Consider the following 20,777-nt stretch of genomic DNA (forward strand, 5'->3'; position numbering starts at 1 on the left):
GCCCGAGATGGCCGACATGCGCACGCTGGTGATCGTCGGCAATTCGCAGACGCGCCGGGTCGGCCGCTGGGTCTATGCGCCGAGGCAAGTGCGATGACCGAGCCACTGCATGATCTCGGCCACGCTCTCGACCCGCAGCCGCTCGGGCAGCTTCGGCCGCGAGATCATGATCACGGGCAGGCCGAGCCTGCGGGCCGCGTCGATCTTGGCGCGCGCGCCGTCGCCGCCGGAATTGCGGGCGACGATCCAGCCGATGCCGCGTTCGCGCATCATCTCGATCTCGCTGTCGAACGTGAACGGTCCACGCGACACGATCACGTCAGCGGGGAAGGGCAGCGGCGCTTCCGGCGGATCGACGAAACGCAGCGTGTAGGCATGCTGCGGCTTCATCGCAAACGGCGCGATGTGCTGGCGGCCGATGGCGAGGAACACGTTTGCGGGCGCCTCGGGCAGCGCAGCGGCCGCGACGCTGACGTCCGTGACTTCGATCCAGTTGTCGGTGGGCGCTTTCGTCCAAGGCGCGCGCTCCAGCGCAATCAGCGGTGTGGCGGTTTCCGCGCACGCCTCGACCGCATTGCGGCTCATCTCCGCGGCGAAAGGATGCGTCGCGTCGATCACATGCGTAATGCCTTCGCTGCGGATGGTGTCGGCGAGCCCGCTCACGCCGCCGAAGCCACCGATGCGGGTCGGCAGCGGCTGATCCGCCGGTGCGCGGGTGCGGCCGCCATAGGAATAGATGGCCTCGATGCCTGCGCGCGCGATTGCCGCCGCGAGTTGGCTCGCATCGGCAGTTCCGCCCAGAATGAGGGCGTGCGTCATGGCTGATTCCTTGGCTGATCCCTGGCTGACCATCATCGGTATCGGCGAAGATGGCCTTGCCGGGCTGTCGGAAGCAAGCCGAAAGGCGCTCAACGAGGCCGAAACCGTCTTCGGTGGTGAACGGCATCTCGCGCTTGTCGGCGTCGGCAGCCGCGGCCGTCCGTGGCCGGTGCCGTTCGACGCCGATATCGTTCTGAGCAGCCGCGGCAGGCCGACGGCGGTGCTCGCCTCCGGTGATCCGTTCTGGCATGGCGCTGGTGCAGCTCTCGCCGAGAAGCTGCAAGCCGGCGAGTGGATCGCGCATTCCGCGCCGTCGACCTTCTCGCTTGCGGCCGCGCGGCTGGGCTGGCGGCTCGAATCCGCCGTCTGCCTCGGGCTTCACGCCGCACCGTTCGAACGTCTCGTTCCGCATCTGACGCGAGGAGCGCGCATCATCTGCCTCGTGCGCGATGGGAAAGCGGCAAGCGATCTCGCAAAATGGTTGAGCGAGCGCGGATGGGGTGCCTCGACCTTCTGGACGCTCGCCGCACTCGGTGGTCCGCGCGAAAGCATCCAAGAATATCGCGCCGACGGTTTCGCCGGTGATCCCGCTGGAAACCTGGTCACCGTCGCCGTTGAGGCGAAGGGCACGCATGGTATGCCCCACGCCTCGGGGCGTCCTGACGATCTGTTCGTCCACGACGGCCAGATCACCAAGCGGCCGGTGCGTGCGCTCGCGCTCTCGGCGCTGGCGCCGCGTCCGGGCGAACGGTTGTGGGATATCGGCGCCGGTTCGGGGTCGATCTCGGTCGAGTGGGCGCTGTGCGGCGGGGCGGCGACTGCGATCGAGCCGCGCGAGGATCGCGTCGCGAACATCCGCAGCAATGCAGCGGCGTTTGGACTTTCGCACCGGATCACCGTCGTCACCGGGAGGGCGCCCGAAGCTGTCGCGGCCCTCGAAGCACCGGAGGCGGTCTTCATCGGCGGCGGTCTCGACATCGCGATGTTCGATGCGATCTGGTCGCGGCTTGCACCGGGCGCACGGCTGGTTGCACATTCAGTCACATTGGAGACGGAAGCGTTGCTCGGCGATCTGCACCAGCGCCACGGCGGCGAGCTGATGCGGGTCGACATCGCTTATGCCGGCCCGCTCGGCCGTTACCGGTCCTGGGAGGCGGCACGGCCGGTGGTGCAGTGGAGTACGGTCCGATGAAGGTGGCCGGGTTTGGGTTCAGGAGAGATGTCACTCTCGCTTCGCTGCGCGAAGCGCTGCTGGCGGCGGGTGATCCCGAAGGCCTCACGGCGATGGCAACTGTCAGCGACAAGGCCGACGCGGAGCCGCTGAAGCAGCTCGCGCGCGAGTGCGGCGTGCCGATCAAGGCTGTTCCGGCCGACATGTTGGCCGGTATCGCCACGCCGACCTGGTCCAATCTTGTGGCGGAGAAGTTCGGCACTGGATCGGTCGCCGAAGCAGCAGCTCTCGCTGCGGCCGGGCCGCGTGCACGGCTGATCTCGACACGTGTTGTCTCGCAGGATCGCACCGCGACCGCGGCGATTGCGGAAGGAGACGGCGCATGACGGTGCATTTCATTGGCGCAGGACCGGGCGCGGCCGATCTGCTGACGTTGCGGGGGCGCGACCTGATCGCGGCCTGTGCGGTCTGCCTCTATGCCGGCTCGCTGGTCCCCGAGGGCGTGCTGGCCCATTGTCCGCCCGGCGCGCGCATCGTCAATACCGCGCCGCTGTCGCTCGATGAGATCATTGCCGAGATCGCCGCCGCGCATGCGGCGGGCAAGGACGTCGCTCGCCTGCATTCGGGCGATCTCTCGATCTGGTCGGCGATGGGCGAGCAGCTCCGCCGCCTGCGCGCGCTTGGCATTCCGTTTACCGTGACACCTGGTGTGCCGTCCTTCTCCGCCGCTGCGGCAGCGCTGGAAGCCGAGCTCACGCTGCCGGGGCTTGCTCAGACGGTGGTGCTGACGCGCACGCCGGGCCGTGCCAGCGCGATGCCTGAGGGCGAGAAGTTGGCAGCCTTCGCCGCGACCGGTGCGGTGCTGGCGATCCATCTGTCGATCCATCTGCTCGACAAGGTCGTCGCCGAGCTCGCGCCGTATTATGGCGCGGATTGCCCGGTCGCCATCGTCTGGCGCGCGAGCTGGCCGGACCAGCGCATCGTCCGCGCCACGCTTGCTACGCTCGATGCTGCCGTCGGCACCGAGATGGAGCGCACCGCGATCATTCTGGTCGGCAGAACGCTTGGCGCTGCGGATTTCGACGAGAGCCGCCTCTATGCTGCCGACTATGATCGCCGCTATCGGCCTGTCGGTGCCGAGCCACGCTTTCCGGAGGCCTCGTGATGGCGGCAGGGCTCGTCATCTCCGCACCGGCTTCCGGCGTCGGCAAGACCACGGTGACGCTGGCGCTCGCGCGCGCCTGGCGCAATCGCGGATTGAACGTGCAGTGCTTCAAGAGCGGTCCCGATTACATCGATCCCGCCTTCCACGCCGCCGCTACGGGACGCGCTTCCGTCAACGTCGATAGCTGGGCGATGGACCGCGGGGCGATCTCGCATCTCGTCAGCCGCGGCGCGAACGCCGATATCGTGCTCGCCGAGGGCTCGATGGGCCTGTTCGACGGCGTCGCCGCGCGCGGTGTCTCCGGCACCGGTGCCACCGCCGACATTGCGGAGTTGCTGGGCTGGCCAGTGGTTCTGGTGATCGATCCCTCCGGCCAGGCGCAGACCGCGGCGGCGATCGCCGCAGGCCTTCGCGATTATCGCCCCGGTGTGCGGCTTGCCGGCGTCGTGCTCAACCGCGTCGCCAGCCCGCGCCATGAAGATCTCGTGCGGCGTGCGCTCAACGGCGTCGGCATTGCCGTGTTCGGCGCGCTGCCGCGTCACGCCGAGATCAACCTGCCGAAGCGACATCTCGGCCTGGTGCAGGCCGAAGAGCAGGGCGAGATCGGCAAGCTGATCGACGAGGCCGCTCGCTTCGTTGCCGAGCATGTCGATCTCGATGCGGTGCTGGGATCGGCTGCCAGCTGGTCGCCGCAACCTGCCGCGAATGGGCTGAACGTGACACCGCCGGGGCAGCGCATTGCGCTGGCCCGCGACGAGGCGTTCTCCTTCGTCTATCCGCATATGCTGGAAGCCTGGCGCGGGGCGGGCGCGGAGATCTCGACATTCTCGCCGCTCTCCGATGAGGCGCCCGACGCGAGCGCCGACGTGTGCTGGCTGCCCGGCGGCTACCCCGAGCTCCATGCCGGCAAGATCGCGGCCAATGCGCGTTTTCGCAGCGGCCTGCGCGCGTTCGCCGAAACGCGGCCGGTGCACGGCGAATGCGGAGGCTATATGGTGCTGGGAACCGCTCTGACCGACGCGGACGGTGTCCGCCACGAGATGACAGGCCTGCTTGGCCTCGAGACGAGCTTTGCCAAGCGTCGCATGCATCTCGGTTATCGTCTGGCCGAACTCGCCGCGCCGATGCCGGGACATCGCTCCGGCGCGCGCCTGCGCGGCCACGAATTCCACTATTCGACCATTCTTGCCCAGCCGGACATGCCGCTGGCCGTAGTGCATGATGCGACTGGCGCAGTCATCGCCGAGACCGGCTCGCAGCGCGGCCACGCCACCGGCACGTTCTTTCATCTGATCGCGGAGGACCGGTGAGCGGATTCGTCTCCTTCATCTCCGCCGGACCCGGCGACCCCGAGCTTCTCACGCTCAAGGGCGCCGCGCGGCTGCGCGAAGCCGACGTCGTGCTCTATGACGATCTTGCCTCCGGCGCGATCCTCGATCTCGCCCGGCCCGGCGCCAATCTCGTCGCGGTGGGGAAACGGGCAGGGCGTCCCTCGACCAAGCAGCACCACGTCAACCGCTTGCTAGTCGACTATGCCGCAACCGGCGCGCGCGTGGTTCGGCTCAAGTCGGGCGATGCCGGCATTTTCGGCCGGCTCGAGGAGGAGTTGGAGACGCTGCGTGAGGCCGGCATCGGCTACGAGATCGTTCCCGGCGTGACATCGGCCTGTGTTGCCGCGGCGCAAGCCGGCATTCCCCTGACCCGGCGCCATACCTCGCGCCGGGTGCAGTTCGTCACCGGGGCTGATGTCACCGGCGAGCTGCCGCCCAACCTGAACTGGGCGGCGCTGGCCGACCCTGAAGCGACGACCGTGGTCTATATGGGCCGGCGCACCTTCCCGGCGCTTGTCGCAAAGTTGATCGCGCACGGGCTCGCTGCGGATACCCCCGCGCTGTTCGCCGAATCCCTCGGACGCCCCGACGAACGGCTGGTCCGCACCACCATCGCCGAGCTTGCCGAGCAGCTTGCGCGCGGCGGCGCCGCCTCGACGGCCGCCGTGATCCTGTTTGGGGCGCTGGCGGGGGATTATCCGTCATGACGGCCTTGGCCGCCGCTCGCCCCTTGACGCAGGCTCAGCGAAAGGGGCACACAAGAGAGGCATGGTGCTCGACGCGGCGCAAAGCGCCGGAGCATAATCGGGAATGGGGGTGGGCGGACCCAGTTGCGGCGCCCAAAACCCCAGCCGCCCCCGCGACTGTAAGCGGTGAGGGACTCCGATCAGCCACTGGGCCGCAAGGTCCGGGAAGGCCGGAAATCCCGGGGAACCGCGAGCCAGGAGACCGGCCCTGCACGTTTTGAGGCCAAGGCCGTCGGGTGTGACGGCAGGAAGGAATTGAGCCATGCATATCGAACCCGGGGTCGTGACGGGCGCCAAGCTCGTGTTGAGTTACGCAACCGGCATCGCCGCAGGCGGCGTTGCGCTGAAGCTCGCGGTGGAGACCGTGCGTGAGCAGGGCATCACGTCGTTCGCGGCGCGGACGCTCGCCACCACAGTCCTTGTCTTCACCTTCTTCGAGATCCTGCCGCACTTCCCGGTCGGCGTCTCCGAGGTGCACTTCATTCTCGGCTCGACACTGTTCCTGCTGTTCGGTGCGGCGCCCGCGGCCTTCGGCCTCGCATTCGGCCTGCTGCTCCAGGGCGTCTTCTTCGAGCCGGTCGACATCCCGCAATATGGCATGAACGTCACGACGCTGCTGGTGCCGCTGTTCGCGATCCAGGCGATCGCCACACGGATCATTTCGCGCAACACCGCCTATGTCGATTTGAAGTATCGGCAGGCGCTGGCGCTCTCGACGACCTACCAGGCCGGCGTGATCGCCTGGGTGGCGTTCTGGGCGGTCTATGGCTCCGGTTTTGCCATGACCAATCTCGCCAACATCGCGACGTTCGCCGCGTCCTATGCGCTGGTCATCGTGATCGAGCCGCTCGCCGATCTCGCGGTGCTGGCGCTGGCGAAGTCGCTGCGCGGCGTCACCGCGCCCGGCCTCGTCACCCCGCGCCTGCACAACGCGGCCTGAGAGACAAGCGAGCGGGCGGCCGCAGGGCCGCCCGTCGCGTTCGCGATGCTCACGCTCTCTTTGATAGGCATCGGTTGCGGTGATCCCGACCAGCTCACGCGCGCCGCTGTTCGAGCGATCAACGCCGCTGATCTCGTCCTGATCCCGCGCAAGGGAACGGCGAAGTCCGATCTCGCCGATCTCAGGCGGACGATCTGCGCGGATGTGCTCACCAGCGACAAGACAGCCATCGCTGAGTTCGACCTTCCCGTGCGCGACGTCGCTGAAGCTGACTACCGCAAAGGCGTAGACGATTGGCACGATGCGGTTGCCGCGGCCTGGTCGCAGACGGTCTCAAACCATCTCGAAGGTGAGGGCAAGGTTGCGCTGCTGATCTGGGGCGATCCCTCGCTCTATGATTCCTCGTTGCGGATTGCGCGGCGGCTCAATCCGTTGCCGACGATCAAAGTCGTGCCCGGCATCACCTCGATCCAGGCGCTGTGCGCGGCCCATGCGCTGCCGCTCAACGACATCGGCGAGCCCTTTCTGGTCACGACCGGGCGGCGTTTGCGTGAAGGCGGCTGGCCGCAAGGTGTCGACACCGTGGTGGTGATGCTCGATGGCGGCACGGCGTTTCAATCGCTTGATCCGGAAGGCTTGCAGATCTGGTGGGGCGCCTATCTCGGCATGCCCGACCAGATCGTCATGTCCGGCGTGCTCGCCGAGGTTGGCCCGCGCATCGTCGCGGCGCGGCAGGAAGCGCGCGAGCGGCACGGCTGGATCATGGACAGCTACATTCTGAAGCGCAGGCCGTAAGCGAGGCAGTATGCTCCCCGAATGGGTCACCCGAAACTGCCCCGACGTCTCCGCCGTCCATCGCGAGGCGGCAATCGCGCGGCAGGCGCAATTGACAAAGCCGACCGGCGCACTCGGCCGGCTGGAGCAGCTCGCGATCGAGCTTGCGGGCCTGCAGGCGACCGAACAGCCGCGTACCGCGCGGGTGCCGATCATCATCTTCGCCGGCGACCACGGCATTGTCGCGCAGGGCGTCTCGGCCTATCCGCAAGCCGTGACCATCGCGATGATGGCGAATTTCGCCGCTGGCGGCGCCGCGATCTCGGTGCTGGCGCGCGAGCTTGGCTCGAGCCTGGACGTCGTCGATGCCGGAACGCTGGCAACAGAGGCAATGGCGGGTGTCATCACCGACAAGCCGCGCCTTGGCACACGCGATTTCAGCGTGGACGCCGCGCTGACGCCTGCGGAGCTGGCGTTCGCCTTCGAGGCTGGCCAGCGCGCGGTTTCACGTGCCGAGGCGGGCAAGCCGGATCTGCTGATCTTCGGCGAGATGGGGATCGGCAACACCACGACGTCGGCGGCGATCGCGGCGAGCCTGCTCGGCATCAGCGCCGAAGAGATCGCCGGCAGCGGCACTGGCGTCGATGCGGTGGGTCGCGCGCACAAGGCGCGGGTGATCGACGCGGCGATTGCGCATCACGGCGTCGCGGGCGCGGCGCCCGAAAAAATCCTATGCGCCGTTGGCGGCCTGGAGATCGCGGCGATCTCAGGTGCGATCATCGCGGCCGCGCAGCGCCGCATCCCCGTCTTGATCGACGGCTTCATCGTATCGGTGGCAGCGCTCGCAGCAGTGCGGCTCAACCCGTCGTGCCAGCCGTTCCTGCTGCCGTCACATCAATCAGCGGAGCAGGGCCATAGGCTGGTGCTTCGCGCGCTGAACGTGCAGCCCTTGATCAGCCTCGATCTCCGGCTCGGCGAAGGATCGGGCGCGGCCATCGCGCTGCCGCTGGTTCGGCTCGCCTGTAGCCTTCACAACGGCATGGCGACGTTTGCGCAGGCCAATGTGCCTGACAGACCTAGCTGATCCGCTGATTGACCGAGACGACACGCCAGCCGGCCGCGAGGCGATCGATCCGGGTCAGCGACAGCGGATCAATCACGAAGCGCAGGGCGGCCTGTGGCGTGAGATCCAGCGCGATGCAGAGCGCAGCGCGGATGGTGCCGGAATGCACGACGAGCGTGGCCGATCCGGCTGCGATCCGCGACAGACCCAGCCGGACACGCGCGACCTGATCCGCAAAGCTCTCGCCGCCCGGCGGCCGTCCGGCAGCCGGATCGCTCCAGAACTGCGCATAGGCGTCGCCGCCGGTGGCATTGAGCTCGTCGTGCCGGCGGCCGGTCCAGTCGCCGAAATCCTGTTCGCGGAATTCACTGACCAAGTCCGGTTCGAGCCCCAATGCGCGCGCCGTCTCGACCGTGCGCCGCGACGGGCTGGCATAGCTGGCGGCATCCCGCGGCAGACGCCGCCGCAGAGCGTCCAATTGCACGCGATCGCTGAGATCGGCCGGCGCGTCGGTGGCATGGATGGTGCCTGTGACGCCCGCGACGGGCGCGTGTCGTATCAGCCAGAGGAAGGTCTCGCCTTCCATGCTCATCTCCAAGGAAGTTGGTCGTTGTGGCCATAACGCCGCAACTGGCACATTGACTCTGTTGTGATGGTAATCCTAGATGCTTGCGACGGTTTCCCCGAGAGGGGATGAAAAGGGAATACGGTGCGGGGACATTGTCCCCAACGCCGTGGCTGCCCCCGCAACTGTGAGCGGATAATCCTTCGTCATAAGCCACTGGGTCCTCGGTCCCGGGAAGGCGACGAAGTGGTAATGACCCGCGAGCCAGGAGACCTGCCGTCAGCCGCGGTCACACGCGAAGATGTCGGTCGGGGAGTACAGACATTCGGCTTCATCGGACGGCTGAAGAGCCAAAAGGTGAGACCTCGTTCGCTGTGACGTGCCACTGACGTCATACCGAGGTCCGAAAAACCGTGTCTTCCATCCGTATCGTACGACCGCGAAAATTCCTGCTCGCCTCCGCGGCACTCACATCCTTTGCCGCTCTCGATCTGCCCGCTGCGCTGGCGCAGCAGGCCCGTGAACCCCTGCCGCCGGTCGAAGTATCGCCGGCTCTATCCCGCAAGCAGGCCAAACCTGCCGGCCGGGAGGCGCAGAGCACGCGCCGCGCAGCAGCGCGCAGGCCGGCGGCCGCAGCAGCGATGCCGAAGCCCGTCGTGCCGGCTGCGGCACCTCCGACGCCGCTCAACAGCAATGCCGTCGCCGAAAGCGCCTCGCGGCTCGGCCTGACGGTGCGCGAGACGCCCGCGACCGTCGAGGTGATCTCCGCCGAGACCATTCGCGAGCAGGGCTATCGCACCGTGTCCGACGTGGCGCAGGGCGCGGTCGGTGTCACCGCCGGCGACAATCCGGCCGAGCCTTCCGCCTTCTCGATGCGCGGCTTCACCAACAGCCAGATCAACACGCTCTACAACGGCATCAAGATCGGCCCGCAGAACATGACCTCACGGATCATGGACACCGCCAATCTGGAGGCCGTCGAATTCCTGAAGGGCCCGGCATCGCTGATCTCGGGCGAGGGCGCCGCCGGCGGCGCGATCAATTTTGTGACCAAGCAGCCGCACACGGGACCGATCCGGAACGAAGCTGATTTCTCCTGGGATTCGCTGAATTCGTTTCGCGCGCATTACGGCTCGGGCGGCAGCACCAACGTCCAAGGCCTCGACTACCGCTTCGACGTCAGCCGCTCCGCGCTCAACGGCTTTGCCGACGACACCAACACCAAGATGCTCGACGTGTCGGGCCAGCTCAACTATCGCATCTCCGACAGTCTCAAGATCTGGGGCGCAATCGAGTATCGCGAAGACCGCTCGAAGGCCTATTGGGGCGCGCCGTTGGTGCCGATCGCCTTCAGCGGCTCGCATGCGACGACGGGGATCGTCTCCGGCAATTACTTCAACAGGACCGACCTGGGCGCGGTCACGATCGACGACCGCACCTTCAACACCAATTACAACGTTCTCGACAATCGCAACGTCGCGCAGGAGGTGTGGCTGCGCGGCGGTTTCGAGCTGAAGCTGGCGCCGGGCCTGACGCTGAAGAGTCAGGCCTATGGTTACGGCGCGGAGCGCACCTGGTTCAACAACGAGATCGAGGCGTTCGATTCCACCAACAACCAGGTGTATCGCGAGCGCTTCTATGTCGCGCACAGCCAGCGCCTCGTCGGCAACATCACCGATTTGATCTGGGACGCTGATATCGCAGGCTTCGATAACCGCCTGGTCACGACGCTTTCGTCGAGCTATCTCGACTTCGTCAGGCCGGGCGCGGCCAACTTCCCGAACGATTATGTTTCGCTGGTCGATCCCGACCGCGGCTTCTACGGTCTGCTCACGACCAAGCAGCAGACCGCGCGGATCGACAACGAGGCGCTGTCGTTCGAGGACCGGCTGAAGCTGACGCGGACCTTCGCGCTGATCGGCGGCCTGCGCGTCGAGCACATCGGGCTGGATCGCAACTCGACGGATACCGCCGGCCTGATGAACGCGGGCTTCCCGTTCACGAAAGACTGGGCGCCGGTGACGGGCCGCATCGGCTATACCTGGGAGGCCGTGCCCGGCCTGACCTTCTTCAGCCAGTACGCCACCGGCGCCGACGTCTCCGCGAACACCAGCTTCCTGTTGTTGCCGACCCAGCCGCTCGACCTCACGACCTCGCGGACCTACGAGACCGGCGTCAAGCATCTGTTCTGGGACAACAGGGCGGAGTGGTCGTTCTCGGCCTACGACATCGTGCGCAAAAACGTCTATGCCGCGGCCGGCGGCATGGCGCTCAACATCGCCGGACGACAGGAATCCAAGGGTGTCGAGCTTGCCGCCTCGGTCCGTCCGATCGATCCGCTGCGCCTGTGGGGCAACATCGCCTATGTCGATGCCCGCTATGCCGACTACAATTTCGTCGGCGGCTCGTTCTCCGGCAATACGCCGCCGAACGTGCCGCGCATCGTGGCGAATGCCGGCGCGTCGTACCGGTTCTTCACGCCCTGGCCGGTAGAGCTCGGCATCACCGGCCGCCATGTCGGCGATCGCTACAACACCGATGCCAATGTCGTGACGATGAAGGCGTATACCGTCGCCGACGTCTACGCGTTCGTCGACATCCCGAAGACGGTGTTCAATGCGGTCGACCAGGCCCGCCTGACCTTCCGCGTGCGCAACATCACCGATAAGCGCTATGCGGTCTGGGGCGATCCATTCTATCCCGACCAGATCCTCTTGGGCGCGCCGCGGACCTACGAGCTCTCCGCCGCGTTCAAATGGTAGGGCGCTGACCACATGATGAGCGCGATCGTCCTTACGCATCGCTGGCTCGGGATCGCGTTCTGCCTGCTGTTCGCGATGTGGTTCGCGACGGGGATCGTCATGCACTTCGTTCCGTTTCCGTCGCTGACGGAAGCGGAGCGGTTGGCCGGCCTTGCGCCAATGGATCGCGGAGCGGCGAGGATCCCGGTTGCGCAGGCGGTCGCTGCCAGTGGGGTCACCGACGCCGTGCGCGTCCGGCTGATCCAGCGGAGCGATGCAGCGGTCTACATCGTGTCGGGACCAGCGCATTCGCGCGCGGTCCGCGCCTCCGACGGAGGGGATGCGTCGGTCGCAATTGCCGATACCGCGCTTGCCATCGCGCGGGAGCACGGGCGCAATCGCGGGCTCGATGCCGCGCAGGCCGCGGTCGTTGCGCGTTCGGACCATGATCAGTGGAGCGTGCCGAACGGCTTCGATCGCCACCGGCCGCTGTTTCGTGTGACCCTCGGCGATGCTGCCGGGACGGAAGTCTATGTCTCCTCGACCACCGGCGAGGTCATCCTGGACACGAGGCGGCGCGAGCGGGGCTGGAATTGGGCTGGCAGTGTGCTGCACTGGATTTATCCGACGGTCCTGAGAAGCAACTGGTCGCTGTGGGATCGTGTCGTCTGGACACTGTCATTGCTGGCCCTGATCGCGGCGATGCTTGGTGCGGTGCTCGGGATCGCGCGGGTGCAGCTGCGAGGGCGCCGGATGTCCTCGCCCTATCGTGGCTGGCACGCGTTGCACCACGTCATTGGCCTCACGGCAACAATGTTCGTGCTGACGTGGAGTCTGAGCGGCTGGCTCTCCATGGATCACGGCCGGCTGTTCTCGCGGGGGCAATTGACCTCGGCCGAAGCCGGCGTGATGAACGCGTTGCCTGATTGGGCGGCTGCCTCATGGCTCGATCGGCGGCCGATATCGCCCTCGGCCCGGGAGATCGAATGGTTTGCCTTCAACGGCAAAGTCTATCGCCGCGATCGGGTGAGCCTTGACCATCAGGTCTTGATCAAGGCAGGGGACGCGTCCCGCGACGGACCAACGGAATTTGTGGACGTGCATGAGATCCAGAGTCTGGCGGCGCGCCTTGCCGCCGGCTGCGGCGCGCCGTCCGTTCTTGCTGGCAACGACGACTACCCCGCGCAATCGGCTATCCCGGGTGCGCCCGCCTACCGCTCGCGCTGCGGCGACCTCTGGTTCGATATCGACGGTGCCGATGGCAGTGTGCTGCAAAGGCTGGATTCGTCGCGGCGGGCCTATCGCTGGTTCTACAGCGCGCTCCACACGCTCGATTTTCCGGTCCTGCTGGCGCATCCGCGTCTGCGCGATGTCCTGATCGTCGGACTCTGTGCGTTGGGACTGGCGTTCTCCGTCACCGGGATCGCGATTGGCTGGCGGCGCCTGCGGTCCTGACTAATGGCCGTCGGTCACATCGGCTCCTCTCTAATCCAGACCGGCCTTGCCCGGTGCCCAATAGGCTTTTGCCCTGATCCGCGATGACGCGACGCCGGCGGCCTTCAAGGCGCGGCCGATGCGCTGGATCGAGGATGCCTTGCCGGTCAGGACGAACTGTGCGCCGTTTGCGGCAAGGCGGAGCAACTCGGATTCGGCGGTTGCAAGATGGGTATCATCGGCGCTGCGTGCGATTAGCCTGGCCTGGCCGAGGCCGATGGAGTCCAGCACCAATCTCGACTCTGCGATATCAGTGGCTTCGAACAGATGCAGTGCGCCGCCAGCCCGCAGGCTGTCGCGCAACGCCGCCGCAAGGCCGAACGAGGTTTCATCGCCGAACAGAACGATGGGCGCTCCGAGGTCGGCAAGGTCGAACGAGCGGCGTGGACCAAACAACTGGCAGGTGTCATCTTCGCGCAGACCTCTGGCCCAGCGGCTGCCGGGGCCTTCGCCGTGTGCAAAGGCGAGCAGCCGCGTTCTGCCGTTGCGAGCGTCCCACGACATCGGCGTATAGGTGCGCGCGCTCAGGCCCGAGCCCATCGCGACCTGGATCTTCTCGCCGGCCGTCCAGGCGACGTTCTCGAGCGCTTCGCCTTCGAGCTCGACGAGCCGGAAACGCGCCGAGAGCGTCCTGACGCCTGCAACGTGTGCAGGACGCATCAGCCATCGCAGCAACATCCGTGTGAGCCGTCCCTGCGGTGCCCGCGATGGCTCGGACGTTTGTGGCTCGTGAGCGGGCTCGTTCAAGTTTGGCTCCATCACAGGGTTCACCTCCGTGCCGATCATCTGGTCTTGATCGTGAATTCGTTGCCACGTCCCGGCTCGAACGGCAGCGATAGTGAGAGGTAACTGTTCTCGGGATCGCGCACGTAGTCGATATAACCCGAGGCTTCTTCGAGCGCGTTCTCGCCGACGATGAGCGCGCCGCGCTTCAGGTGCGGCTCCAGCAGCCTGAGAATAGGAAGATAGAGAGTGAAAGCGCCATCGAGCATCACCATGTCGATCTCGGCGCCAAGGCCGGAGCTGAGCGTTTCGCGCGCATCGCCGTGCCTGAACTCGACGAGGTCGGCGAGCCCCGCGGCGGCGACGTTCGCCCGTGCCCGCTCGATCTTGCCGGGTTCGAGATCGGTCCCGATCAGGCGGCCGCCGCCGATGTCGCGCAGGCCCGCCGCCATGTAGATCGCGGAAATCCCCATCGAGGAGCCGAACTCGACGATGCGCTTTGCCTTGCAGACACGGACGCACATGTAGAGGAAGCGTCCGAACCGTGGAGAGACGCTCAGGAAATTATCCGCGAGTCCGCGATAGACTTCGTTCAGATCGCGGCTCTCGGCTGCGATGGCCTTGCTGATGATCTCATCGCGGCTCTTCGCTTCATTCGCGAAGGTTTGCATCAGTTGCCCGTCGGCAATCTCCGCTTCCTGGTGAAGGCGATGGAGGACGTCGGCGATGACGCCCTTGCTGAGTGAATCCATGTCGGTCGGCTCCTTGCCAATGCGCCCGCCTGGCGCTTCGGAGCCTGGATACGAAATGGTCCCTCAGACCGCATTCCGCGAACGGGACAATCGATTGCGAATTCCGGTCAGTGTGCGCCGATGCGGCGTTCGGCCAGATATCGCGCCGGCGGCTTGCCCAGCGCCTTGCGGAACATAGTGACGAAGGCGCTGGCCCCCTCATAGCCGAGATCGAGCGCCACCGCTTGAACCGATGCGCCCTGGTCGAGGCGCTGAAGCGCGATCAGGATGTGGAGCTGCTGGCGCCAGCGGCCGAAGCTCATGCCGGTCTCGCGTTGCAGGATGCGGGTGAGGGTGCGCGGGGCGACGGCCATGCGCCGGCTCCAATCCTCAATCGTCGCGCGATCGGAAGGATCAGTCATCATCGCGCTGGCGATACGGCGCAGCCTGGCATCGGCCGGCATGGGGAAGCGCAGCTCTTCGGCGGGAGCCAGCGAGAGCTGGTCGAGCAGCACCGCGGCGATCCTGCCGTCGGCGCCGTCGGGATCGTACATGACCGGCATGTGGGTGGCGTGCACCAGCAAACGCTCGAGCAAGGGCGAGATCGTCAGCGCGCAGCATTGCCGCGGAAGCGCCGGCACCGCGTCCGGTTCGACGAACAGGCAATGCATCTCGACGTCGCCGGCGACGCTGACGCTGTGCGGAACATGCCCGGGAATCCACACCGCACAGCGCGGCGGGACGATCCAGACGCCGTGTCCGGCCTCCAGCTTGACGAGGCCGCGCATGGTCAGGACGAGCTCGTCCTTGCGATGCTCGTGCATGGCCAGCTCCATGCCCTTGGTGACCATGTGGCCCCCGAAAGCGGCGACGGCGCGCGGCACGGTTTCAGGGTCGAAATCCCCGAGATCATCGGGGTTCATATGGTCGTCGTTGAGCCGGAAGAAGGGCATGGTGGGCGAAGGTGGATCCGAATTTGACTGGCTGGTTCAGGCAATATCTGGCCCGTGATCGCGACTTTCAACGCAGGACGTCCGAATCTCGATGGTTTCTAACGAGCTCGTCCCAACGGATGGCTGTGCTGTCGCCCATCGATCGGACCGGACGATATCCTCGCTTACTGACCGTACAATAAAGAAAGGCTGAGCCGCCTGCCGTGCATAGCTCATGGGCATCCGAACCTCGCGCAGCGCCGTTCGATCGCCTGCAAATTAGACAGATGATTTTGGACGTTGGGATTGCAGTGCAACGGACGTGACGGTTTGCGCCGAAAAATCCGTGGTGCGATGCACTCTGCTGGCGTCCAGCAGTCGACATCTGCATGCTCTCCGCGCGGGCACAGCTGCACCAAAACGTGCAACCGAACTTGCGGCTCGCAGCGCGGCCCGGTGATTTGCGACAACTCTGGCTCTATCCCGACCTGACCGCTCTGTCGCACACTCGCGGACAATGGCAAGACAAGGGATGCATGATGAGCGCTCTCGGTTGGGCATTGGATGTCGCGATGGACGGTAACAGCCCGACGTCCGGTTCGGACCTCATCTGTCGCTGTCCCCGCACATGAGTTCCTCCGAAAATCACTGGGAGGTCGGCACCGATATCGGCGGCACCTTCACCGATATCATCGCGATCCGGCGCGATTCCGCCGAGGCGCGAATTGCGAAGGTGCCGTCGCGCCCCGCCGCTCCGGTTCAGGCGATGCTGGAGGCGATCGAGGCGGTGGGCCTGCGCAGAAGCGAGGTCAAGCGCTTCGTCCACGGCACCACGCGCGTGACCAACGCCATAGTCGAGGGTCGGTTGCCGAAGGTGGCGCTGGTCGCGACCGAGGGATTTGCCGATGTGCTCGAGATTGCGCGTTATCGCCGCCGCGATCTCTACCGTCTCGACGTTCCGCCGAAATCGCCGCCGCTCGTGCTGCCTGAGTGCTGCTTCGGGCTCGCCGAGCGCCTCGATCACGAGGGACGCGTGCTGAAGCCGCTGGAACAAGCGGAGATCGAGCGCCTGGTGGCCTGGCTGAAGGAGACCGGCGTTCAGAGCGTCGCGGTGGCTCTGCTTCACGCCTATGCCAATCCCGTGCACGAAAAAATGCTCGGCGAGTGCCTCAAGGACGTCGTCGCCCATGTCTCGCTGTCGCATGAGGTCAACCCCGAGGCACGCGAATATGAGCGGACCTCGGCAACCGTGTTCAACGCGGCTGCGATGCCGATTGCGGTGGAATATCTGAGCGAGCTGGAGCAGCGGCTGCCGATTGGCCCCGGCCTGCAGGTGTTCCATTCCGCCGGCGCCATGATCCCGATCTCCGCGGTGAAGCGCCGCCCGCTCGTGATGGCGATGTCGGGCCCGGCCGCCGGCGTCTCGGCGTCGGTTAGCATCGCGCGCCAGCTCGGCACGCCGCGCATGCTGACCTTCGACATGGGCGGCACCACGACGGATGTGTGCCTGATCGTCGACGGCCAGGCCGAGATGACCGACGGCCGCATGCTCGGCGACAAGCCGCTGCGCCAGCCGATGCTCGCGGTTCACTCGATCGGGGCGGGCGGCGGATCGATCGTGCGCAACGGCCCGGGTGGCCTGACGGTCGGGCCGGAGAGTGCCGGTTCCGAGCCGGGTCCGGCCTGCTACAGCCGCGGCGGCACCGAGCCAACCATCACCGACGCCAACGCCGTGCTCGGCTATCTCAATCCCGAAACGAAGCTTGGCGACCGCATCGGCATCGACATCGAGGCCGCCAAGCGCGTCATCGCGCCGATCGCGGGGGCGTTGGGGTTGAGCCTGACCGAAACGGCGCTCGGCATCATCAAGGTCGCCAACGCGACGATGGCCCGCGCGCTGCGCCGCGTCACGGTCGAGCGCGGCATCGACGGGCGCGACTGCACGCTGCTCGCCTTCGGCGGCGGCGGCCCCATGCATGCCGCAGGACTCGCCGATCTCTATGGGATTGCGCAGGTCGTCGTGCCCAGCGCATCGAGCGCGTTCTCGGCGCTGGGGTGCCTCACCGCCGATTTCAGCTTCCTGCAGCAGCAGACTTTGCGCGCCGGTCTCGACGGCATCGATCTCGTACGCGTATCGGAGCGCATTGGAGCGTTGATCGACGATGCTTCGGTGCCGCTGATCGCCAACGGTGTCGCACAGGCGGAGATCGAGATCGAGCTGGTGGCGCTGATGCGTTACGCGGCGCAGAATGACGCCATTCCAGTCCCGCTCGCACTGCCGCTCGACGTGATCAGGCTCAAGAAGGATTTTCTGGCGCGGCATCACGAACTCTTCGGCTATGCGACGAGCGAGCCCTGCGTCATCGAATCTGTGCGGGTACAGGCGCGCCGGCCGTCGACAACAGTGGTGAGCCGGCCGGCGACGGCGGCGAGGGCGATGTCGTCAGGCACGCGCCTCTGCTCGTTCGACGGCTTCCACGACATCGCGACAGGGATCATCGACCGCGCCTCGCTGGCCGACACCGTCCGCGGCCCGGCGATCATCGAAGACGCCTGGTCGACTGTGGTGGTGCCGCCGGGCTGGCAGGCGAGGCCGGACGTTTCAGGCAATCTGTTCCTGACGCGGAGGGCAACATGAAGCTCGATCCGTTCGTCGTCGAGGTTATCAGGCACGGGCTCTCCGCGGCAGCCGAGGAGATGAGCCTGGTGATGACGCGGTCGGCGCGCTCGCCGCTGCTGCGCGAGGCCGGCGATTTGTCGTCGGCGATCACGGACGGCTATGGCGGCCTGGTCGGGCAGGGCCGCGACATCCCGATCCACCTTGGCGCGATGGCTTACACCGTCCCCGAATTGCTGAAGGTGGTGCCGCGCGACAGCCTGAATGATGGTGACGTGCTGATCTACAATGTCGGCGCGCTCGGCGGCAATCATCTCAACGACGTCAAGGTCGTCCGCCCCGTCTTCGTCGACGGCGAGATCGTGGCCTTCGCGGTCAGCCTCGCGCACTGGCCCGATATCGGCGGCACCTGGCCCGGCAGCTATTTTGCCAAGGCGATCGACACGTTCCAGGAGGCGATGCGCATTCCGCCGGTGCTGATCGCGACCGCGGCCGGCGTCAACGCGCCGATCGTGCAATTGCTCAAGGCCAATGTTCGGGACGCCGAATCCTGTGAGGGTGATCTGCTAGCGCAGATCGCGGCGACAAAGGCCGGCGAACGGCGCATCGTCGATCTCTGCCGCGAGCACGGCAAGGCGGTATTCACCGCGACGCAGTCGCGCCTGCACGATCTCTCCGAAATCGAGATGCGCGAGGCGTTGCGCGCCTTGCCGGATGGCGTCTACGAAGGCGAGGACCATCTCGACGACGGCAGCGTGAACGACGCGCCCGCGCGTATCCACGTCAGGATTACCATTGCCGGTGACGAGGCGACCTTCGACCTTTCGGGGAGCTGTGACCGCGTCTCGAATTTCTGCAACACGACGCCGTTCATGGCGCGGTCGGCCGTCGCCTATGCCGCGCGCATCATGAGCGGGCGCGACATGCAGCAGAACGCGGGCGCGCTCCGTCCCCTGACCATCATCACCCGCCCGGGCTCGATCCTGGAGCCGGGTTGGTCGGCCTCCGTCGCCGCCGGCAACCACGAGACGTCGATGCGCATCGTCGATGCGATCTTTCGCGCCATGCAAGACACCATTCCGGAGCGCTTGTCGGCGGGCGGCGCGACCACCGCGGGCGTCCTGTTCTTTGCGCAGCCGCGGCAGGACGGTTCCTGGAAGATGCTCTACGAGGTCCACGGCGGCGGCGAAGGCGCGCGTCATGACCGGGCCGGCATCTCGGCAACCCGGGTGCATCTGTCCAACACCTCGAACACGCCGGTCGAGGTGATCGAGGCGAACTACGCGATCCGCCTCGAGCAGCAGGCCATTCGCCGGCAATCCGGCGGCGCCGGCGCCCATCGCGGCGGCGATGGCGTCGTGCGCGCTTACCGCATTCTGGCTCCGTCGATGCATCTGACCACCTGCATCGAGCGCATGGTGATTCCGCCGTTCGGCATGCAGGGCGGTGAACCCGGCAAGGCCTGTCGCATCTCGCTTGTCAGGCAGGGCGCAAGCGTCGCGATCGACGGCAAATCTAACCTCGTGCTGCAGCACGGCGATCTCGTCACCGTCGAGACTTGCGGCGGCGGCGGCTACGGCGCTGAAGCTGCGGAGTGAAGGGATTGCGATGAGCAAATTGTTGCGAACCGGGCTGAACGCGGGCGACAGCGCGCCCATGGCCGTGGTCGGCGGCGAGGGCGTCTATTTTCATCTTGCGGATGGCCGCAAGCTCATCGACGGCAGCAACACCGGTGGCGGTCTCGGTCACCGTCATCCCGCGATGGTGGAGGCGATCCGCCGCGCGGCGGATACGCCCGTCGTCAACGAGGGCTGGACCTGGGTCGGCCGCGAGCAGGCCGCCGACGATTTGATGGCGACGGCGTTCGGCGGCGAGGAGGATTGGGTCGGCGCAGTGCGCTTTTGCATCAGCGGCAGCGAGGCCAACGATATGGCGCTGTCGCTCTGCCAGGCCTTGACGCAGCGCTCGGCGCTGGCAACACGCGAGCGTGCCTATCACGGCATCACGGGCCTGTCGCGCAGCATGACCGTGCAGCCGCAATGGCACGGTGGCCTTGCGGTGCACTCCGGCGGCTCCAGGCTGCCGGCGCCGATGGCGCCGGTGCGAATCCTGCCGGCGCCGGATGGCGCGATCTACGGTGGGCCGGCCAACAACAAGCCGCCGCGCGAATATCTGGCCGACGCCACGCGTCTGCTGTCGGATACCGCGGCAACGATCATCGACTACACCCAGGGCGGCATCTATTACGACGGCGCCTATCAGGACGAAGTGGCGCGCTGTGCGCGACAGGCCGGCTCATACTGGATCGCCGACGAGGTCGTCACCGGCGCGGGCCGGGCCGGGCGCTGGTTCGCGTTTCAGGGCGCCGAAAGTCGCCCCGATATCGTGACGCTCGGAAAGTCACTCGGCGGCGGCGCGGCCGCGGTGGCGGCGGTCGTGGTGTCGAAAGAGATCGTCGAGCGATTGAAAGGCACGAGCTGGCAAAACTACGGCACCTTGCGCGGCCATCCGATCAGCATGGCTGCGGTCAGCGCCTACCTGAAGGTCATCAGCGAAGAGAAGATTCTCGAGCATGTGAAGAGCCTCGAAAAGCTGTTCAGCCGCCGCCTGCTCGCGATCGCGCAGAAACATCCCAGCGTGCAGCGCGTAGCGGGGCAGGGGCTGCACTGGACGGTGGAGCTGCACGGACCGGACTGGCGCTCCTGGCACGCCGACACCACCGAAGTGCCGATCGCCTCGCGCGTCGCGACGCGGGCGCTGGAAGCCGGCGCGGTGATCGGAACCAGCGGCGAGCAGGTTTCGCTGTTCCTGGCACCGCCGCTCGTCATTTCGGAGAACGAGGCCGACCGGCTTCTGGACGCGCTCGATCATGGCCTGGATGTTGCCGACGAGGAGCACCGATGAGCGCCGATCACGCCACAAAAACTGTCCAGCCCATGCGGCTGGAAACCTTCGGCGGTGCCGC

18 protein-coding genes, 1 pseudogene and 2 riboswitches are annotated in these 20,777 nt (G+C 66.5%); of the genes and pseudogenes, 14 read left to right on the forward strand and 5 right to left on the reverse strand.

The window, feature by feature from the left end; all coding sequences use genetic code 11:
* Positions 1 to 97, forward strand: a pseudogene (locus tag CV770_RS44000) (precorrin-3B C(17)-methyltransferase); the annotation flags it as partial.
* On the opposite strand, the gene CV770_RS00010 reads toward CV770_RS44000, so the two are convergent.
* Entirely contained in the window at positions 73 to 819 is a 747-nt protein-coding gene (locus CV770_RS00010; protein WP_104460903.1) for a cobalt-precorrin-6A reductase, read from the reverse strand. The pseudogene CV770_RS44000 and the gene CV770_RS00010 sit on opposite strands and share 25 nt — an antisense overlap.
* Before the next feature lie 10 nt (positions 820 to 829).
* On the opposite strand from CV770_RS00010, the gene cbiE reads away from it, so the two are divergent.
* From cbiE to cobT, 8 genes are all read left to right on the forward strand, one after another.
* Positions 830 to 2,011 carry a precorrin-6y C5,15-methyltransferase (decarboxylating) subunit CbiE gene (cbiE, locus tag CV770_RS00015; RefSeq protein WP_104461053.1) on the forward strand — a complete coding sequence of 394 codons (1,182 nt, stop codon included), beginning with the start codon at positions 830 to 832 and terminating at the stop codon, positions 2,009 to 2,011.
* The gene (locus tag CV770_RS00020) at positions 2,008 to 2,376 is read left to right on the forward strand and encodes a cobalamin biosynthesis protein (protein ID WP_104460904.1); all 369 of its coding nucleotides are present in this window, start codon (positions 2,008 to 2,010) and stop codon (positions 2,374 to 2,376) included. The genes cbiE and CV770_RS00020 overlap by 4 nt, the downstream gene beginning before the upstream one ends.
* Positions 2,373 to 3,155: a precorrin-4 C(11)-methyltransferase gene (cobM, locus tag CV770_RS00025; RefSeq protein ID WP_104460905.1), complete on the forward strand. Its 783-nt coding sequence runs from the start codon at positions 2,373 to 2,375 to the stop codon at positions 3,153 to 3,155. The genes CV770_RS00020 and cobM overlap by 4 nt, the downstream gene beginning before the upstream one ends.
* Positions 3,155 to 4,465 carry a cobyrinic acid a,c-diamide synthase CobB gene (locus tag CV770_RS00030; RefSeq protein ID WP_104460906.1) on the forward strand — a complete coding sequence of 437 codons (1,311 nt, stop codon included), beginning with the start codon at positions 3,155 to 3,157 and terminating at the stop codon, positions 4,463 to 4,465. Before cobM ends, CV770_RS00030 begins: the two co-directional genes overlap by 1 nt.
* On the forward strand, positions 4,462 to 5,193 hold the full coding sequence (cobA, locus tag CV770_RS00035) for a uroporphyrinogen-III C-methyltransferase (RefSeq protein WP_092256179.1): 732 nt from the start codon (positions 4,462 to 4,464) through the stop codon (positions 5,191 to 5,193). The genes CV770_RS00030 and cobA overlap by 4 nt, the downstream gene beginning before the upstream one ends.
* A 45-nt stretch (positions 5,194 to 5,238) precedes the next feature.
* Positions 5,239 to 5,457, forward strand: a riboswitch (cobalamin riboswitch).
* A 37-nt stretch (positions 5,458 to 5,494) separates the two neighbouring features.
* The gene (locus CV770_RS00040) at positions 5,495 to 6,172 is read left to right on the forward strand and encodes an energy-coupling factor ABC transporter permease (RefSeq protein ID WP_104460907.1); all 678 of its coding nucleotides are present in this window, start codon (positions 5,495 to 5,497) and stop codon (positions 6,170 to 6,172) included.
* A gap of 45 nt (positions 6,173 to 6,217) precedes the next feature.
* Positions 6,218 to 6,967 carry a precorrin-6A synthase (deacetylating) gene (gene cobF, locus CV770_RS00045; RefSeq protein ID WP_104460908.1) on the forward strand — a complete coding sequence of 250 codons (750 nt, stop codon included), beginning with the start codon at positions 6,218 to 6,220 and terminating at the stop codon, positions 6,965 to 6,967.
* 10 nt (positions 6,968 to 6,977) lie between these two features.
* Entirely contained in the window at positions 6,978 to 8,030 is a 1,053-nt protein-coding gene (gene cobT / locus CV770_RS00050) for a nicotinate-nucleotide--dimethylbenzimidazole phosphoribosyltransferase (RefSeq protein ID WP_104460909.1), read from the forward strand.
* On the opposite strand, the gene CV770_RS00055 is transcribed toward cobT, so the two are convergent.
* On the reverse strand, positions 8,023 to 8,595 hold the full coding sequence (locus CV770_RS00055; protein WP_201759636.1) for a histidine phosphatase family protein: 573 nt from the start codon (positions 8,593 to 8,595) through the stop codon (positions 8,023 to 8,025). The two genes, cobT and CV770_RS00055, sit on opposite strands and share 8 nt — an antisense overlap.
* A gap of 72 nt (positions 8,596 to 8,667) precedes the next feature.
* A riboswitch (cobalamin riboswitch) is annotated at positions 8,668 to 8,869 on the forward strand.
* A 118-nt stretch (positions 8,870 to 8,987) separates the two neighbouring features.
* On the opposite strand from CV770_RS00055, the gene CV770_RS42365 reads away from it, so the two are divergent.
* Entirely contained in the window at positions 8,988 to 11,336 is a 2,349-nt protein-coding gene (locus CV770_RS42365; protein WP_201759637.1) for a TonB-dependent receptor, read from the forward strand.
* A gap of 12 nt (positions 11,337 to 11,348) precedes the next feature.
* Positions 11,349 to 12,770: a PepSY domain-containing protein gene (locus tag CV770_RS00070; protein ID WP_104460912.1), complete on the forward strand. Its 1,422-nt coding sequence runs from the start codon at positions 11,349 to 11,351 to the stop codon at positions 12,768 to 12,770.
* A 30-nt stretch (positions 12,771 to 12,800) separates the two neighbouring features.
* Here CV770_RS00070 and CV770_RS00075 read toward each other — a convergent pair whose 3' ends face one another.
* The 3 genes from CV770_RS00075 to CV770_RS00085 all read right to left on the reverse strand — a co-directional run bounded on the left by CV770_RS00075 (position 12,801) and on the right by CV770_RS00085 (position 15,216).
* Complete coding sequence (locus CV770_RS00075; RefSeq protein ID WP_245453633.1) at positions 12,801 to 13,469, reverse strand: siderophore-interacting protein; 669 nt, start codon at positions 13,467 to 13,469, stop codon at positions 12,801 to 12,803.
* 122 nt (positions 13,470 to 13,591) lie between these two features.
* Positions 13,592 to 14,284 carry an O-methyltransferase gene (locus CV770_RS00080; RefSeq protein WP_104460914.1) on the reverse strand — a complete coding sequence of 231 codons (693 nt, stop codon included), beginning with the start codon at positions 14,282 to 14,284 and terminating at the stop codon, positions 13,592 to 13,594.
* A gap of 107 nt (positions 14,285 to 14,391) precedes the next feature.
* Positions 14,392 to 15,216: an AraC family transcriptional regulator gene (locus CV770_RS00085; RefSeq protein WP_091952768.1), complete on the reverse strand. Its 825-nt coding sequence runs from the start codon at positions 15,214 to 15,216 to the stop codon at positions 14,392 to 14,394.
* Positions 15,217 to 15,823: 607 nt separating this feature from the next.
* Between CV770_RS00085 and CV770_RS00090 the strand changes: the two genes are divergently transcribed.
* Genes CV770_RS00090 through CV770_RS00100 form a run of 3 tightly spaced genes read left to right on the forward strand, consistent with a single transcriptional unit; the run spans position 15,824 to position 20,716 of the window.
* A complete protein-coding gene (locus CV770_RS00090) occupies positions 15,824 to 17,833 on the forward strand; it encodes a hydantoinase/oxoprolinase family protein (RefSeq protein ID WP_104460915.1) in 2,010 nt (669 codons plus the stop codon).
* A complete protein-coding gene (locus tag CV770_RS00095) occupies positions 17,830 to 19,410 on the forward strand; it encodes a hydantoinase B/oxoprolinase family protein (protein WP_201759638.1) in 1,581 nt (526 codons plus the stop codon). The genes CV770_RS00090 and CV770_RS00095 overlap by 4 nt, the downstream gene beginning before the upstream one ends.
* A gap of 10 nt (positions 19,411 to 19,420) precedes the next feature.
* On the forward strand, positions 19,421 to 20,716 hold the full coding sequence (locus tag CV770_RS00100; RefSeq protein ID WP_091952760.1) for a class-III pyridoxal-phosphate-dependent aminotransferase: 1,296 nt from the start codon (positions 19,421 to 19,423) through the stop codon (positions 20,714 to 20,716).
* The last annotated feature ends 61 nt before the right edge of the window (positions 20,717 to 20,777 follow it).

Origin of the sequence: Bradyrhizobium sp. AC87j1 (assembly GCF_002936975.1) — a bacterium.
Lineage (GTDB): Bacteria > Pseudomonadota > Alphaproteobacteria > Rhizobiales > Xanthobacteraceae > Bradyrhizobium > Bradyrhizobium shewense.